Raw genomic sequence first — 15,158 nt, 5'->3', positions numbered from 1 at the left:
CCATCTCAGAGGGGAGATAGTTCATGAAGCCGAGAAACCTTTTCGCCAGTTGCGCGAGCGCTTGCCTGTTGCTCACCGTCCAGCCCGTGACCGCCCAGGAAGCGGGCGTGCTGGAAGAGATCATCGTGACCGCGCAGAAGCGGGAGCAGAGCCTGCAGGAGGTGCCCATCTCGGTGACCGCCATCGGCGAGCAGGCCATCCAGGAGGGCAAGATCACCCAGGTGGAGGATGTGGCACTGGAGACGCCCAACTTCACCATGACCCAGTTCAACATCGGCGAGCCCCAGTACTACATCCGGGGCATCGGCAACTCCCTCGACTCCGCCGGCAGCGACCCGGCAGTGGCCACCTTCATCGACGAGGTCTACGTCGGGCGCTCCGCCGGCACGGCCATGGACCTCTACGATCTGGATCGTGTCGAGGTCCTGCGCGGCCCGCAGGGCACCCTGTTCGGCAAGAACGTGGTGGGCGGCGCGCTGAATATCATCACCAAGAAGCCCACCGAGGACTTCGAGGCCAAATTCGGCGCGACGGTGGGTAATTACTCCCAGACCGTGCTGCGCGGCTTCGTGAACGGGGCCATCGCCGACAACGTCGCCGGGAAGTTCTCCTTCAGCCGCCGCCAGCGCGACGGCTACGTGGATAACGTGGTCGACGGCGAGGAGTACCACGACCAGGACAATCTGAGTGCCCGCGGCCAGCTCCTGTTCACGGTTTCGGACGCCACCGAGGTGCTGGTCGGCTTCGACTGGGCCACCGACGACCAGGCCGGCAACTGCCGTAATGTTAACAACCTGGACAAGAACGATCCGCTCGGCCTGGCCGTGTTCTACCCGCCGGTAATCGCCGCCACCACCGGCGGCGACGTGCGCAAGTGCGCCTCCGAGGCGGACGCGTTCCAGGAGCGCGATATGCTCGGCACGCTGCTGCGCGTGGACCACGACTTCGCCAACTCCACCCTCACCTCCATCACCGCCTACCGGGAGACCGACTACTCCTGGCTGGAGGACCTGGCCGGCATGCCGCTGGGCGACACCCCCTTCAACCTGACGGATACCGTGGAGGAGGAGGCCGACCAGATCAGCCAGGAGCTGCGGCTGACCTCGGCCGGTGGAGGCACGATCGACTGGCTGGTGGGCGGCTTCTTCATGACCGAGGACGTCGATCGCAAGGAACGCTACATCGGTTCCTTTCACGCACCCCTCGCAGCCCAGGGCTTCGCGCTGCTGAACGGCGACGTGCAGTTCAACCAGATCAACGAGACGACCAGTACGGCCGTATTCGGCAAGATCGACTGGAACATCAGCGACCGGCTCACCTGGAGCATCGGCGCCCGCTACGCCCGGGACGAGAAGGAGATCGAGCAGGCGGTGGAGAACTTCGAGGATCCGGCTTTCGACAGCGCCGTGCTGAGCCAGCTGCTGGGCGTGCCCGTGGAGCTGGTGGTGCTCGGCATCCCGGTCAACGGTCCGGGCGAGCTGATCGCCTTCGTGAACAGCGGCGACCCCTCCGTGCTGAACACGCCGTACAACACGACGGCGGACGAGGACTGGAGCGAGTTCGTGCCATCGACGAACGTCAGCTACCAGTTCAATGACGACGGCTTCGTCTACTTCACCGCGGCTCGCGGTTACAAGAGCGGCGCCTTCGTGAGCCAGACCGCCACGCCGCAGGCGGCGGCCACGCCGCTCGACCCGGAGATCGCCACCAACTACGAGGTGGGCGTCAAGAGCGAGTTCCTGAACAACCGGCTGCGGGTGAACGCGGCGGTGTTCCGCATGGACTACGAGGACCTGCAGGTCTTCCGTCTGGACGGCTCCCTGCTTATCGCCGCCAATGCGGAGGCGACCAGCCAGGGCCTGGAGCTGGACACGACCGCGCTGCTGACGGACAACTGGGTGCTGAACTTCAACTACGGCTACCTTGACGCCGAGTACGACCAGTTCATCTCCGGCGGGGAGGACTTTACCGGCAACCAGCTGCCCCGCGCGCCGGAGAACAGCTACAGCATCACCAGCAACTACACCTTTAACCTGGCCGGTGGCTCGAGCCTGGACTTCAACCTGAACTATGCGTATCAGGACGACTTCTTCCACGACCCGAGCAACGCCAACGGCTCCGGCGAGGACGCCTACGGCCTGCTGCGCGCCGGCTTCACCTGGACCAGCGCGAGCGGCGCGTGGGACGTGACGGCATGGGGCAAGAATCTCACCGACGAGGAGTACCGCACCCACACCATCATCAGCAACATCGCCGGCACGGTGGACCTGTGGGGTATGCCGCGGACCTACGGTCTGACGGTGAACTACCGGATGCAATAACGGCCATGTGGGAGGGCCTTCAGGCCCGACCTGGCTGCGCCTGACCGACAGGAGATTCTCTTCGGGTTGGCACGCCATCGGTCGGACACGGGCTGCGGGGGTATCCATCGCCGCGACCTTTTGTCGGGAGCAAGATGGATACCCCCGCAGGGCGGCCAGCAAAGAAGGGGATCGGGCCTGAAGGCTCTCCCACAGTCGGATCGGGCCTGAAGGCCCTCCTACTGCCAGGCGGGGGCCTTGGCCCGGCGCGGGGCGATCGCCATGCGGTGGGAGATCGATGCCTCGTAGCGGCGGGAGTGCACCGTGTCCACGACGTGGTAGCGGGCCTCGGCGCGCTCGCGGCCGAGATCCAGTGCCAGGAAGCCGCGGTGGGCGACGTCCGTGTGGTGCAGGTTGGCGTTCGCCTGCCGCAGCATCTGTTCGATGCGCGGCGGCGCGAGGCCGAGGGTCTCCGGATAGCCGGGTGAGCTGATTGACGTGGCGCCGAATTCCACGGCCGCCGGTCTCCCGCTTGCCGGGTCCAGCACGTCGAGCGCCCAGGCGGCGTGGGAGTCGCCGCTCAGCACGACGGGGCTCGCTTCCGTCGCCCGGCACTGCTCCAGCAGCCAGGCGCGCTCGGCCGCGTAGCCGTCCCAGCTGTCGGCGCTGAGCGGCACGCCGAGGCGGGTGAAATCCACGTACGGGCGCACGTAATCCGGCAGCGCCTGGATCTCGGCGGCGCTCATATTCTCGGCCAGCTTGGGCGCGGTGATCTGGGCCATCAGCACCTGATTGCCGAACAACTGCCAGGGCTTGCCCGCCTCGCGGGAGCCGGCGAGACGGCCGGCGACGAAGCGGCGCTGGTCGTCGGAGAGGAGGCGGCGCGAGGGATCGGCCAGGTCGGCGGCCAGGGTGTCGGCTTCGACGGACGCCGGAATGTCCAGCTGAGCGCTGCGTGCCGACAGCCGGGTCTCCAGCATGACGAGGGTGGCGAGGTCGCCGATCTCGAACGCCCGCCAGCTGGCGGACGGGTCGTCGCCGCGCGGCTCACGGACGGGCATCCATTCGTAATAGGCCTGCATGGCGGCCCGGCGCCTGAGTGCCCATTCTCCTTCACTGGCGTCGTGGTTCTGGGCGCCGTCCCGCCAGGCGTCGTTGGCGGACTCGTGGTCGTCCCAGCTGACGATGAACGGATGGCGCGCGTGCACCGCCTGCAGGTCGGGATCGCTCTTGTACTGGGCGTGGCGCAGGCGGTAGTCGTGCAGGCTGACCACCTCGTGGCCCGGTACGGATTCCCGGTGCAGCTCGCGGGCGCGGGCGGAGGCGTAGCCGTCGGCCGCGTACTCGTAGATATAGTCGCCGAGGTGCAGCACCACGTCGATATCGTCGGTCTGCGCCATGGTCCGGTAGGCGTTGAAGTAGCCGGCCGGGTAGTTCGAGCACGAGCAGGCCGCCACCACGAAGCGGTCCACCGGGCCTACCGGCAGGGTCAGCGTGCGACCGGTCTGCGAGACCGCGCCCAGGGCTCGGAAGCGATAGTAGTAGTGGCGGCCCGGATCCAGGCCCTCCACCTCCGCCTTGACGGTGTAGTCACGTGCGGGCAGTGCCGCCGTGGTGCCCCGGCGCAGGATGCGTTCGAAGTGCGGGTCGACGGCCAGTTCCCAGCCCACCGCCGTCTCGGCTTCGAAGCGGGGCGTTACCCGCGTCCACAGCAGGACGCCGGTGGCGGTCGGGTCGCCGCTGGCGACGCCGTGGACGAAGCTCGCGGCCGGGCTGGCTTTCGCCGGCGGCAGCGCCAGGGCCAGCGCGGCGCCGGGCAGCACGCGGGTGACGAATCGGCGTCGGGTCAGTTTCATGGCTACGGCTCTCGAGGTCGCCCCGGGCGTAGCCTACCCGAAGAAGGGCCGGCACGCCCATGGGCGCGTGCCGGCCCGCTACACAATAGCCGTCAGTCCGCGAACTTCACTTCCTGCAGGACAATCGTGCTGCCGATGGTGCGCAGCTCCTCGCGGTCGATGGAGGCCATGCGCATCGCCTCCATGGAGCCCTTGAGCTGCTCGGACACCTTCTCGAAATATTCGATACCGAGATCGAACGTTGCCCAGTTCTTGTACGTGACGCTCAGGATCAGGTCCGGCTCGCCCTCGCGGGCACTCGGGTTCGAGTACATCGCGTAGTCGATGACGTGGCCGTCCTTCTTCTGTATCTCCAGGGACTTGCGCCACAGGCTGTTCAGGTCGTTGATGTAGGCATTGAACATGCCGGGCTTGATGTGTACGTGGGTGATCTGCACGACGTGACCGTTCTCCCAGTTACGGGAATGATCCTGGGCGACGGCGCCCGTGGCAGTCAGGCACAGCAGTATTGCGGCCGCGAAAAGGCCGGTGATCTTCGTCTTCATTGCGCTCTCCCCCTTGCGGGTTTCGGTTTTGATTGTCGTGTTGGTCGGCGGCCGGAGCCGCCGGGCCACTATACGCGCAAGTTCCGGCGACGGTTAACGTAATCGGCCAGCGAGCCGAGCGGCCCGGATCAGATCAGAACTTCGCTCAGGGGCCGGCGGACGCTCGCCTTCGTCTTCGGGCCGTAGCCGAAGCGGAGCAGCAGCTGAGGCGCATTGTCGCTGCCGATGACGTCCTGCAGCAGGGGGCGGAGCTGGGGCGTCTCCAGCGGCTGGTTCAGGTAGGCTGCGGTGGCGCCGTCGGCGGCGAGGCGCAGCAGCACCCGGGACAGCGCCCGGCCGGCCCGCAGCCAGTGGCCGACGTCGTCTTCGGGCGTACTCAGGATGGCCAGCAGGGGCGAGCCGGCCATGATCTTCTTCGCATCCCCGGCGGCGACGCCGTTGCCGAGGTCGAATGTGCGGATCACCAGGGCGCCCACCGGGGAGAGCACGTCGGGCACCCCGAAGGCCTCGCCGGACATGCCGTCCCGGCTCTCGGAGCGGCGCGAATGCACCCAGGAGGCGAGTTCCCGGCGGAAGCCCGCATCCGCGAACTGGGTGCGGTCGCCCTCGGCGACGAGGTCTGCGATCTCGGCCTTGGTGGTCTCGTCCGCCACCAGCGTCAGTTCGGCGCCCTGATGCGCCGCCAGTTGCCGGCAGCGGGCCTGCAGCGCCGGCGGCAGGCGGCGTTGCTCGAACGCGTGCCGCGTCGTCCGCCGCTCGGGGATGGCCTCGAACAGCGCCCGGTCCTCCTCATCCGGCGTCACGGCTTCTCCCAGGCGGAACACGGCGAGCAGGTCCGGTTCCCCCTCGTCGGGCAGCAGTTCGAGCACCGGCGCCCGCCTGAAATAGCGTGCGGCGACGGCGAGATGGTCCAGGGCGGCGCCGCAGGACATGGTGAGCTCCCGGTCCCGGGGGTCCACCACGGGCAGCGCGCGTCGACGGTCGGCATACAGCTCGACCGCATCCTCGTTCAGGCGGAACAGCCACGGCTGGGAGTTGTGGCTGGACGGCGCCTGGATGGCGTAACCCAGCAGGAACCTGAGCTGGTCCTTCTCGCTCCCGTCGGCGGGGAACGGCGGCTTCCTCTTCGCGGCGCTGCTCTGCATGGCCCGGCTCCGTGACCTGTCCTGCCGACGCTAGGTGTGCCCGCGGGGAGCGGCAATCCGGGCTTTCCGAGGGGCGGCGGGCAGGCGGGCGGATGACAGCACCCGGCCGGTCGGTTAGCGTCTGTCGTCCGGGCCATGCGCAGGGGAGTGACCGCTTTGCTGAAAGCCGACGCCGGAGAACTGGAGGGACTGCTCGATTTCCTGCGTGCCGCCGAGCGCCTGAAGGACACCGAACGCCATGCCTGGACCTCCGGCGGGCGGCGGGAGAGCGTGGCCGAGCACACCTGGCGGCTCTGCCTGATGGCGATGCTGCTGGCCGACGAATACCCGGATCTCGATTTCCCGCGCCTCATCCGCCTGTGCATCGTGCACGACCTCGGCGAGGCCATCGGCGGCGACGTGCCGGCGCCGGAACAGGAGGACGCGCCGGGCAAGAGCGAGCGGGAGCGCCGCGACCTGCAGACCCTGGTCCGCCCGCTGGCCCCGCGGCAGCGCGAGAGCATCGTCGGCCTGTGGGAGGAGTACGAGGCCGGCCGCACGCCCGAGGCCCGCCTGGCGAAGGCGCTGGACAAGCTCGAGACCATCCTCCAGCACACGCAGGGGGACAACCCGCCGGGTTTCGACTACCGCTTCAACCTGGACTACGGCCACCGCTATACCTCCGACGACCCCCTCATCCTGCTGCTGCGCGAGCTGCTGGACGTCGAGACCGAGCGCCGGGCGGTGGCGGAGGAAAGCGGCGACGGCGCGTCCCGTTGAGGCCGGTCAGCCGCGGTGGGCGACGCGTCAGGGCAGCTCCCGCGCGTGGGCGCGCAGGTGGGAATGGAGGTCCATCGCGATCTTCAGCGCGATCAGCAGGACCAGTCCGGCCAGCGGCGCATCCAGCGCCGTCAGCAGCGCGCCGCCCGCGATGATGGTGACGTGCAGCAGCACGATGCGGCCGTAGGGCCGGGCCATCAGCTGTTTGGGCGAGGCTTCGCGGTACTCGCCCCGCAATACGAAATTGACCACGAAGGAATAGCCGTGGCTTGCCACCAGCGCCAGCACGGGCAACAGCAGATGCTCGCGTGCGATGACGTCCGTGACCAGCGCGATGTCGGGTAGCGCGCTGGCATCGGCCATGTCGCCGAACAGGCTCAGCACGAAGCTGCCGTGCACGGCGGTGAACATCCCGTAATGAACGCAGAAGAACGCCACCAGGAACAGCTTGCCGGCCCAGAGCACCGGTTCGGCCGGCCGCGCGGTCAGCATGCGCGCGGCGTTGAAGAAGCCGATGACGATATTCTCGAACCAGAACAGGAACAGGATGGGGAACACGGCCCAGCCCCAGGCGAATACCCCGTACAGCGGCACGAGATTCGCCAGGATCAGTGCGACGGCCGTCGAGTCCAGCCGCCGGATGGCCCGGAGCAGTTCCATGGCAGCGCATCATACCTGCGCCCGCTACGGTCGAACCGGTATGCTGTTCACGGGATGCAACGGAGCCGCGCATGAGTGTCTGGTCGGCCCCGGCCGAGACGGTGCCGGGCGGGCGGCGCCACACGCTGGAGGAGCGCGGCGCTCCGCTCAGCCGTGCGCATTTCCTGCAGCGGCTCCGGGATGACGCGGACTTCGCTTCCTGGTATTCGGAGTTGTTAGCCGCGGCACCCTGGCCGGCGTACTACTGGGAGAATCCGCCGCTCGCCGCCGGGTCACTGGAGCGGCCGGCGGAGTTCGTGCTGATCGAGGCGCCGGCGCTGGCCGAAGTGCGGCCCGACGCCGCGACTTTCAGCAGCCACTTCGGCGCCGGCGACGGCGTGGTCACCTTCCCCAACCTGGGCGGCGATGCGCTGCTGGTCGTGCCCGAGCCCGCAGACGATGCCGGGCCCGATGCCTATCCGCATCTGGCCGTATTCCTGCGCCGGGGGCCGGCCCGGCAGGTCCGCGCGCTCTGGCGCGCCACGGCGGAAGCGGTCCTCGACCGGCTGGACGACTCGCCGCTCTGGCTCAGCACCTCCGGCACCGGAGTGGCCTGGCTGCATGTCCGTCTGGACCGGCGGCCGAAGTACTACCAGCACGGCCCCTACCGGAGTCCGGCGTGAGGCGTCGAGAGGCGGCCGCCGTACCAGCCATAGCAATGGCCAGGGTAATCGCGGCCCTGAGCCTGCTGTTGCCCGGTGCCGCTGTTCTCGCGGCGTCGCATTGCCCGTCGGCCGCTCTCGGCTACGCCGTGCTGCCCGCCGAAGACATGTCGCCGCCGCCGGGTGCGGAGGTCGCCACCCGCGAGTCCACCCTGTCGGCCTGCTTTCTGTCGGTGTACGGCAGCCGGTCCGGGCTCGATCTGGGCATGGACTATGCCTACGTCCGCCACGAGTACGACGGCATCGCCGGACGCGACCGGGACCTGCACCGGCTGCAGCTCCCGCTGACCGCCCGCCGGCAGGGCGAAGGCTGGCGGGTCGACGCGCTGCTCGCTCCCGGCGTGGCAACCTCGTCGAATGTCTTCAAGGACCTGGGCAGCCGGGCCACCGACGAGGATTTTCTGCTGACCGGTCGCATCGAGCTGCGCGTGCGGCGGGGCCCGCGCAGCGCCTGGCTGCTCGGCGCGGCCCACGACCGCAGCCGGGGAGAGAGCCGCACGCTGCCGGTGGCCGGGCTGGAGTACCGCCCCTCCGTCGCCCTCGGCCTGCGGCTCGCGTGGCCGGACCCGTCCCTGCAGCTGGCCGTCACGGAGCGTCACTCGGTGGCACTGGACGTCTTCCCCGCCGGGCAGCGCTGGCACGTGGTGAGCGACGAACTCGGCGAGTCGTTTGACTACCGGATGGAGGGCTGGCGCGCCAGGGCCACCTGGAGCTACCGGTTCACGGACGGCCTCGCGGTGGATGTCGGCGTGGCCCGCGAGTTCGCCCGCGAACACGGCTTCATCGACGACAAGGGTCGGCCCGTCGACGCCGCGGTGGATGCCGGCTGGGTCTTCACGCTCGGTATCCGCCTCGGCGGCATGCCGCTGCCCCGCGGCCGCGGCCCGGCGCTGCCCCGGTTCGCGCCATCGACCCCGGCCGGCAGTCCGGCTACTCTGCGGCCATGAGCGACCCGAGCCGAAAAGCGCTGCTGATCGACCTGGACGGCGTCATCTACGAGGGCGAACGCGCCGTCGACGGCGCGGTGGAGACGGTCCGATGGATCCGCGACGAAGGCATCCCATGCCTGTTCCTCACCAACACCACCTCCCGCCCGCGTTCGGCGCTGGTCGAGAAACTCGCCGGCCTCGGCGTGGAGGCGGACGAGGACGACATACTCACGCCACCCGTGGCCGCGGCGGCCTGGCTCCGGGAGCGCGACGTGGATACGGTGGCGGCGTTCGTCCCCGAGGCCACGGCGGCGGAGTTCTCTGCGTTCGACCGGCTGGGTGACGACGACGAGGGGCCGGCTGGTGCGGTGATCGTCGGCGACCTCGGCGAGGGCTGGAGCTTCGCCCGCCTCAACCGGGCGTTTCGGCTGCTGATGGCCGCGCCGCAGCCATACCTGGTCGCCCTCGGCATGACCCGCTACTGGAAGGCGGAGGACGGCCTGCGGCTGGACACCGCGCCGTTCGTCGTGGCCCTTGCTCACGCCAGCGGGGCGGACCCGGTGGTGCTCGGCAAGCCGGCGGTCCCGTTCTTCGAGACGGCGCTCGCGAAACTCGGCAGCGCGGCCGGCGAGACCGTGATGGTCGGCGACGACCTGCGCGCCGACGTGGGCGGTGCACGGGAGGCCGGCCTCGGCGGCGTGCTCGTGCGCACCGGCAAGTATCGCGGCGAGGAGTCGGCGGACGACGTGCGGCCGACCGCCGTGCTCGACTCCATCGGCGACCTGCCGGACTGGTGGCGGGGGCACTGAGCACGGCCATGGGAGAGGCGGAGAAGGACGGGACGGCGAAGAAAGAGGGCCGCATCGCGCGCCAGCTGCGCATCGCGCGGGAGGTGCGCGCCGAGCCCCGCACGGCGCTCACGCTGATCCGCGGTTGGCTGGTGGGTCTCTGGACGGCCCGCGGCGGCGGTCTCTACGGCCTCGGCGTCGTCGTGAGCTTCCTGATCCTCGAGGCGCGCATGATCGCCGACGACGTCGCCGAGAGCAGCGGGGTCACGGACTTTCTCGTCGGCGAGCTCATCGAGTTCGTCTTCCGCCTGGGGTTCATGTCCATCCTGAACGGCTTCCTCGCCCTGCTCTGGCCGCTGTGGGTACTGGAGCGGCTGGGCCTCTGGGGGATCCTGCTGCTGGCCGCGGCCTACGGCGCGTTCGAGTACGGCCTGCGCCCGCTGGTGGAGTCGCGCGTGCCGGAACTGGCAGAGGCACGGGCGGCGAAGGCCGCACGGCGGCGCGAGAAGCGGGAGAAGAAGGCCGAGCGGTCCCGGCGCCGCGCGGAGAAGAAGGAGCGCCGCCGCCGGGGGCTGCGGTAGCATTGAAGGCTGGTATCGCCATGGTGACCCGCAACACGCACATCGCCGGCCGCGGAAAACAGGGAGCAGTGAGCCGTTGAACGCCCTGACAAAACTCGGCCCGGGCCACGTCTGGTTCCGGGCCTTCAAGTACACCGTCTACTGCCTGCTGGCGCTGAACGTCTGGCTGTTCTTCCTGGACGACTACGCCGCCAGCAAGGAGGTGTTCGTCGACGGCGTCACCTGGAGCAATCTGGTGGAGGCGTTCTCGGCCACCGTCGACACGCTGGCCTGGGTCATCCTGCTGCTCCTGTTCGAACTCGAGACGGCGGTTATCCCCGACGAGAAGCTCGAGGGCCGGCTGAAGTGGATGCTCACCGCCGTGCGCGGCATCTGCTACGCCTTCATCGTCTATGCCTTCTACGGCTACGTCAGCAAGTATTTCGTCGTCACCGACCTGGTCGAGCTGGGCCGCGTGAACGTCTGCGCGCTGGCAGACCAGGGCTACGCCTGGGTGGCCACGCTGGACGAGTACCCGCGGCTGACGGCCGAGGCCTGCGCGGCGATGCAGGGCCAGTCCATCCTGCAGATCGCGGGCACGAAGATCGTGGGCACGCCGGAGCAGCTCGGACTGGCGAAGTCGCTGGCGCTGACGGACATCATCAATGCCGGCGACTGGCTCATCGTCGTGGCTCTGCTGGAGGCCGAGGTGTGGCTGCAGCTGAAGGGCCTCCTGAGCGACCGCCTGCTGGCCGTCAACAAGTGGATCAAGGGATTCCTCTACGCGGTGCTGTTCGCCTGCGCCATCTACTGGGGCATCGACGGCGACTTCCTCGACTTCTGGGACGCCTTCCTGTGGCTGGTGGCCTTCATCTTCATCGAGATGAACATCTTCGAGTGGCACGAGGAGACCGAGCAGGAGGAAGGCGCGGAAGGAGCCGCCCATGCGTGATCTTCTGCAACGCCATCGCCGCCTGCTGACCGTCCTGGCGGGACTGATCGCCGCCTGGACCCTGGCCGGCTTCTTCCTGGCGCCCTGGCTGGTCGAGCGCCAGGCGGTCAGGGCGATGGCCGAACAGTTCGACTCCGAACTCCGGCTGGAGCGCGTGGCGATCAACCCGTACGTGCTGAGCCTCACGATCGACGGCCTGGCACTGGACGATCCCGCCGGGGAGCCGCTGGCGCGGGTGCGCCAGATCCACGTCAACTTTCAGACGAGTTCGCTGTTCCGCTGGGCCTGGACCTTCGCCGAGTTCCGCATCGACGCCCCCGAGCTTTTCATCTCGCGGGACGGCGCCGGTGCGTTCAACTTCCGCCGCCTGCTGGCCGCGCGGCCGCCGGCAGCGGAGGAACCGCCGCCGCCGGATGAAGAAGGCGGACCGCTGCGCTTCATCCTCCACGAGGCCGCGGTGACCGACGCCGCCCTGCACTGGCGCGACGCGGTCCCGCCCCAGCCGGTGGAGACCCGCTTCGGACCGGTGGACGTCCGCGTCCAGGGGCTGAACACCCTGCCGGAACGGCCGGGCACCCAGGAGGTGGTGATCCGGACGGCGACGGAAGGCACGCTCACCTGGTCCGGGAGCCTGCAGATGAACCCGTTCCGGGCTGCGGGTGAGGCGGCCATCGACGGCTCGCATTTCGAGCTGCTCTCGGCCTACATCCGCCACGAGACCGGTCTGGACATCACCGACGGCGATGCCGACATCGACTTCACCTACAACGTCGCCGCCCGGCCGGACGGCGTGCTCGGCGCGACGGTGGACGATCTCGACGTGGTCTTCAACGACGTGCGCGTACTGACCTTCCCGGCGGCGGCCGACGGCGGGCCCGGGCGCGAGCCGCGGGAACTCCTGTCGGTGCCACGGATCGCGCTGGCCGGCGGCCGCCTGCGCTGGCCCGAGCGCAGCGTGTCCGCCGAGAGTTTCGACATCGACGGGGCCGTGCTGGCGCTGCACCGGGACACGGAGGGCACCCTGGACGTCGTGCGCAATCTGCCGGCGAGGGAAGCCACGCCGACCGCGGAAGCCGATGCGGATGCAGAGCCGGCTGCCGAAACGCCGTCCGCCGACGAGACGGGGGGCGACGGCACGGCGGACGAGGCCCGACCCTGGCGGTTCTCACTCGGGCGCTTCCGTATCGCCGACCTCGCGGCGAGCCTGCGCGACGAAAGCGTGGAGCCGGCCGCCGAGATAGGAGTCGACGCCGTGCAGCTGGAGATCCGCGACCTCGGCAACGAGCCCGGAGCGTCCTTCCCGACGACACTCTCGTTGCAGAGCGGCCGGGGCGGCCGCGCGGAGCTGGACGGCACCCTCACCGTGCTGCCGGCGCTCCGGGCGGACTTCGGCCTCGGCATCGACGGCATTCCGCTGGCCTGGAGCCACCCCTACATCCAGCCGCTGGCGGACGTCAGCCTGGACTCCGGCGTGTTCGACGCCGATGCCCGGCTGGCCACTTCCCCGGACGATCCGCTGCGCTTCGAGGGCGACATCGCGGTCCGGGACTTCCTGATCACCGAGACCGATCTCGGCACCCGGCTCGGCAGCTGGGAGCGGGTGGCCGCCAGCGGCATCGTCTTCAGCCTGGCGGACGCCAATCTCGAGGTCTCCGAAGTCCGGCTGGAGCGGCCCTACGGCGATATCCTCATCACGGAAGAGGGGCAGGTGAATCTCGGGCGCGTGGCGAAGGGCGAGGCCGACGCGGATACCGAGGCCGAAGCGGAGAGTGAGCCGGCCGGCGAAGGGCCGGCCGCCGCCGAGACCGAGCCGTCCGAGGCGGAAGGCGAGGAGCTGCCGATCCGCGTGACGGTTGGCCGGGTCGTGATCGCCGACGGTGCCGCCGACTTCGCCGACCGTTCGCTGCCGCTGCCGTTCAGCGTGAAGATCGCCGGACTGAACGGCGAGCTCTCCACGATTGCCACGGCCAGCACCGAGCCCTCTTCGGTGTCGCTGGAAGGCAGGGTCGACGAGTACGGATTCCTGCGGATTACCGGCAGCGTCACGCCGCTGGCGCCGGCCGAGAATACGGATCTGCGTGCAGAGTTCGAGAACGTGGCCATGCCCCGCTTCTCGGCCTACTCGGTGCCGTTCGCCGGGCGCAAGATCGCCAGCGGCCGACTCTCCCTGGACCTCGGCTACCGGTTGACCGGCGGCCGCCTGGTCGGCGACAACAACATCGTGCTGCGGGAATTCGAGCTGGGCGAGCAGGTGCCGCACCCCGACGCCATGAGTCTGCCGCTGGGACTTGCCATCGCTCTGCTGAAGGACTCCAGCGGCACCATCGACGTGGACCTGCCCATCACCGGCGAGGTGGACGACCCCGAGTTCAGCATCGGCGGTATCGTGGCGAAGGCACTGGGCAACCTGATCGTGAAGATCGCGACCTCCCCGTTCGCCCTGCTGGGCAACCTGCTCGGCGTGGAGGCCAGCGAGCTCGAGCAGGTGACCTTCCTGCCCGGCCGCGCCGATCTGACGCCGCCGGAGGTGCAGAAGGCGGCGAATCTGGCCGAGGCCCTGACCCTGCGTCCCCAGCTCGTACTGGAGCTGCCGCCGGTGCAGGCGCCGGCGGCCGATGGACGCGCACTCCGCGAAGCGAAGCTGGAGGCCGCGGTGTCGGAGCGGGTGACCGGCGTTGCAGGGGGTGGAGAGGCCGGCGGCATGTATGCGGAGCGGCGCCGGGAGGCACTGGAAGCACTGTATCGGGAACTGGCCACCGTGGAGGACCCGCAGTCCCGGCTCGACGCCCTGCGTGCTGAGAATACCAGGGTGGTGGAGACGGCCGAGGGCGAGCCTGGCCAGCCTGGCGAGACGCGTTTCGACGCCACGGCCTACGCCGCCGACCTCGCGGACGAACTCGTGCCCCTGCAGCCGCTGGAAGAGGGGGCCCTCGCGGCCCTCGCCGCCGAGCGGGCGGCGAACCTGCGCGAGACCATCCTGGCCGCGGGCAGCGAGCTGGAAGGCCGGGTGCTCGTGACCGAGCCGGCCGAAGTGTCGTTGACCGACAACGACCGGGTCGCCATGAAAGTGACCCTCACCGCCGACCGGCAGGCAGCCGCCGCGCAGCCGCCGGAGGAGGACGGCGCCGGCCCCGGCCCCGGCGAACCGGCCGCCGGCGACTGATGGCCACTGAGAGCCGCTGAACCATTGATTGCCATCGACGGCGATGGTCCAAACCGGCGCCGCCTGCGATAAAATGGGGGTACGGAGAACACGGGGCCGTAGCTCAGCTGGGAGAGCGTCGCGTTCGCAATGCGAAGGTCGGGAGTTCGATCCTCCTCGGCTCCACCACTTCCCTCACCGCCAAGGAGGCATGCCATGGGCGCGAGAACAGGGAGACTGTTCACGGTACTGGCGATCGCCTGCGGCGCACTCGTCGCGGCCTGCGCCACGGGCCCGCAGCTGCGCACCGACTACGATCGCAGCGTCGACTTCACCCGCTACCAGACGTTCGGCTTCGCCGAGGAACTGGGCACCGACCGGGCAGGCTATTCCTCGCTCATCACCAGCCACTTCAAGGGCGCGGTACGCGACGAGATGGAGGCGCTCGGCTATCGCTACACGGAGACCGACCCGGACCTGATCGTCAACTTCTACACCCGGGTGCGCGAGCGCAGTGAAGTGCGCAGCCGCCCGTCCATGACCGTGGGTGTCGGCTATTACGGCTATCGCTACGGCCTGTACACGGCCTGGCCGATGTACGAGCAGGAAGTGGACACGGTGCACTACCGGGTGGGCACCGCCAACATCGACGTGGTGGATGCCGAGCGCAAGCAGCTCATCTGGGAGGGCGTGGCCGAGGGCCGGCTCACCCGCGAGTCGCTGGAGAACCCGAAGCCCGCCATCGAGAACGTGGTGCACGACCTGTTCATGCAGTTCCCCACGCGGCAGGCGTCCGGCGCCGGGGGCTGAGGCCGCGCCGC

At 69.4% G+C, this 15,158-nt stretch carries 13 protein-coding genes and 1 tRNA gene; 10 read left to right on the top strand and 4 right to left on the bottom strand.

Annotated features, from left to right (window positions below; all coding sequences use genetic code 11):
* Positions 1 to 23: 23 nt before the first annotated feature.
* Positions 24 to 2,321 carry a TonB-dependent receptor gene (locus ACJMKZ_RS07680; protein WP_405232600.1) on the top strand — a complete coding sequence of 766 codons (2,298 nt, stop codon included), beginning with the start codon at positions 24 to 26 and terminating at the stop codon, positions 2,319 to 2,321.
* A gap of 218 nt (positions 2,322 to 2,539) precedes the next feature.
* On the opposite strand, the gene ACJMKZ_RS07675 is transcribed toward ACJMKZ_RS07680, so the two are convergent.
* The 3 genes from ACJMKZ_RS07675 to ACJMKZ_RS07665 all read right to left on the bottom strand — a co-directional run bounded on the left by ACJMKZ_RS07675 (position 2,540) and on the right by ACJMKZ_RS07665 (position 5,846).
* Positions 2,540 to 4,156: an alkaline phosphatase D family protein gene (locus tag ACJMKZ_RS07675; protein ID WP_405232599.1), complete on the bottom strand. Its 1,617-nt coding sequence runs from the start codon at positions 4,154 to 4,156 to the stop codon at positions 2,540 to 2,542.
* A 92-nt stretch (positions 4,157 to 4,248) separates the two neighbouring features.
* Positions 4,249 to 4,701: a hypothetical protein gene (locus ACJMKZ_RS07670; RefSeq protein ID WP_405232598.1), complete on the bottom strand. Its 453-nt coding sequence runs from the start codon at positions 4,699 to 4,701 to the stop codon at positions 4,249 to 4,251.
* A 128-nt stretch (positions 4,702 to 4,829) separates the two neighbouring features.
* Positions 4,830 to 5,846, bottom strand: a complete 1,017-nt coding sequence (locus tag ACJMKZ_RS07665) for an Acg family FMN-binding oxidoreductase (RefSeq protein WP_405232597.1) — start codon at positions 5,844 to 5,846, stop codon at positions 4,830 to 4,832.
* A 135-nt stretch (positions 5,847 to 5,981) separates the two neighbouring features.
* Here ACJMKZ_RS07665 and ACJMKZ_RS07660 point away from each other — a divergent pair, with 135 nt between their 5' ends.
* On the top strand, positions 5,982 to 6,605 hold the full coding sequence (locus tag ACJMKZ_RS07660) for an HD domain-containing protein (RefSeq protein WP_405232596.1): 624 nt from the start codon (positions 5,982 to 5,984) through the stop codon (positions 6,603 to 6,605).
* Between the two features lie 27 nt (positions 6,606 to 6,632).
* Here ACJMKZ_RS07660 and ACJMKZ_RS07655 read toward each other — a convergent pair whose 3' ends face one another.
* Complete coding sequence (locus tag ACJMKZ_RS07655; protein WP_405232595.1) at positions 6,633 to 7,265, bottom strand: DUF6498-containing protein; 633 nt, start codon at positions 7,263 to 7,265, stop codon at positions 6,633 to 6,635.
* A gap of 71 nt (positions 7,266 to 7,336) precedes the next feature.
* Here ACJMKZ_RS07655 and ACJMKZ_RS07650 point away from each other — a divergent pair, with 71 nt between their 5' ends.
* The 8 genes from ACJMKZ_RS07650 (at position 7,337) to ACJMKZ_RS07615 (ending at position 15,147) form a co-directional block, all read left to right on the top strand.
* The gene (locus ACJMKZ_RS07650; RefSeq protein WP_405232594.1) at positions 7,337 to 7,927 is read left to right on the top strand and encodes a DUF6940 family protein; all 591 of its coding nucleotides are present in this window, start codon (positions 7,337 to 7,339) and stop codon (positions 7,925 to 7,927) included.
* Between the two features lie 35 nt (positions 7,928 to 7,962).
* Positions 7,963 to 8,913, top strand: coding sequence for a hypothetical protein (locus ACJMKZ_RS07645; protein ID WP_405232593.1), 951 nt, complete (start codon positions 7,963 to 7,965; stop codon positions 8,911 to 8,913).
* Positions 8,910 to 9,704, top strand: coding sequence for a TIGR01458 family HAD-type hydrolase (locus ACJMKZ_RS07640; protein WP_405232592.1), 795 nt, complete (start codon positions 8,910 to 8,912; stop codon positions 9,702 to 9,704). The genes ACJMKZ_RS07645 and ACJMKZ_RS07640 overlap by 4 nt, the downstream gene beginning before the upstream one ends.
* Positions 9,689 to 10,264, top strand: coding sequence for a hypothetical protein (locus tag ACJMKZ_RS07635; RefSeq protein ID WP_405233172.1), 576 nt, complete (start codon positions 9,689 to 9,691; stop codon positions 10,262 to 10,264). Before ACJMKZ_RS07640 ends, ACJMKZ_RS07635 begins: the two co-directional genes overlap by 16 nt.
* Positions 10,265 to 10,340: 76 nt before the next feature.
* Complete coding sequence (locus ACJMKZ_RS07630) at positions 10,341 to 11,195, top strand: hypothetical protein (RefSeq protein WP_405232591.1); 855 nt, start codon at positions 10,341 to 10,343, stop codon at positions 11,193 to 11,195.
* Entirely contained in the window at positions 11,188 to 14,358 is a 3,171-nt protein-coding gene (locus tag ACJMKZ_RS07625; protein WP_405232590.1) for a DUF748 domain-containing protein, read from the top strand. The genes ACJMKZ_RS07630 and ACJMKZ_RS07625 overlap by 8 nt, the downstream gene beginning before the upstream one ends.
* Before the next feature lie 92 nt (positions 14,359 to 14,450).
* A tRNA-Ala gene (locus ACJMKZ_RS07620) sits at positions 14,451 to 14,526 on the top strand.
* 27 nt (positions 14,527 to 14,553) lie between these two features.
* Positions 14,554 to 15,147, top strand: a complete 594-nt coding sequence (locus ACJMKZ_RS07615) for a DUF4136 domain-containing protein (RefSeq protein ID WP_405232589.1) — start codon at positions 14,554 to 14,556, stop codon at positions 15,145 to 15,147.
* Positions 15,148 to 15,158 lie beyond the last annotated feature (11 nt).

The organism is Lentisalinibacter salinarum (assembly GCF_040706555.1).
Lineage (GTDB): Bacteria > Pseudomonadota > Gammaproteobacteria > Steroidobacterales > Woeseiaceae > Lentisalinibacter > Lentisalinibacter salinarum.
The sequence above is the reverse complement of the archived record's forward strand: the minus strand, read 5'-3'. Positions and strand labels throughout refer to the sequence as shown.

Excerpts from the sequence above, each read along its gene's own strand:
- ACJMKZ_RS07680 (WP_405232600.1), top strand. The coding sequence starts at position 24 with ATGAAGCCGAGAAACCTTTTCGCCAGTTGCGCGAGCGCTTGCCTGTTG.
- ACJMKZ_RS07675 (WP_405232599.1), bottom strand. The coding sequence starts at position 4,156 with ATGAAACTGACCCGACGCCGATTCGTCACCCGCGTGCTGCCCGGCGCC.
- ACJMKZ_RS07670 (WP_405232598.1), bottom strand. The coding sequence starts at position 4,701 with ATGAAGACGAAGATCACCGGCCTTTTCGCGGCCGCAATACTGCTGTGC.
- ACJMKZ_RS07665 (WP_405232597.1), bottom strand. The coding sequence starts at position 5,846 with ATGCAGAGCAGCGCCGCGAAGAGGAAGCCGCCGTTCCCCGCCGACGGG.
- ACJMKZ_RS07660 (WP_405232596.1), top strand. The coding sequence starts at position 5,982 with ATGCGCAGGGGAGTGACCGCTTTGCTGAAAGCCGACGCCGGAGAACTG.
- ACJMKZ_RS07655 (WP_405232595.1), bottom strand. The coding sequence starts at position 7,265 with ATGGAACTGCTCCGGGCCATCCGGCGGCTGGACTCGACGGCCGTCGCA.
- ACJMKZ_RS07650 (WP_405232594.1), top strand. The coding sequence starts at position 7,337 with ATGAGTGTCTGGTCGGCCCCGGCCGAGACGGTGCCGGGCGGGCGGCGC.
- ACJMKZ_RS07645 (WP_405232593.1), top strand. The coding sequence starts at position 7,963 with ATGGCCAGGGTAATCGCGGCCCTGAGCCTGCTGTTGCCCGGTGCCGCT.
- ACJMKZ_RS07640 (WP_405232592.1), top strand. The coding sequence starts at position 8,910 with ATGAGCGACCCGAGCCGAAAAGCGCTGCTGATCGACCTGGACGGCGTC.
- ACJMKZ_RS07625 (WP_405232590.1), top strand. The coding sequence starts at position 11,188 with ATGCGTGATCTTCTGCAACGCCATCGCCGCCTGCTGACCGTCCTGGCG.
- ACJMKZ_RS07615 (WP_405232589.1), top strand. The coding sequence starts at position 14,554 with ATGGGCGCGAGAACAGGGAGACTGTTCACGGTACTGGCGATCGCCTGC.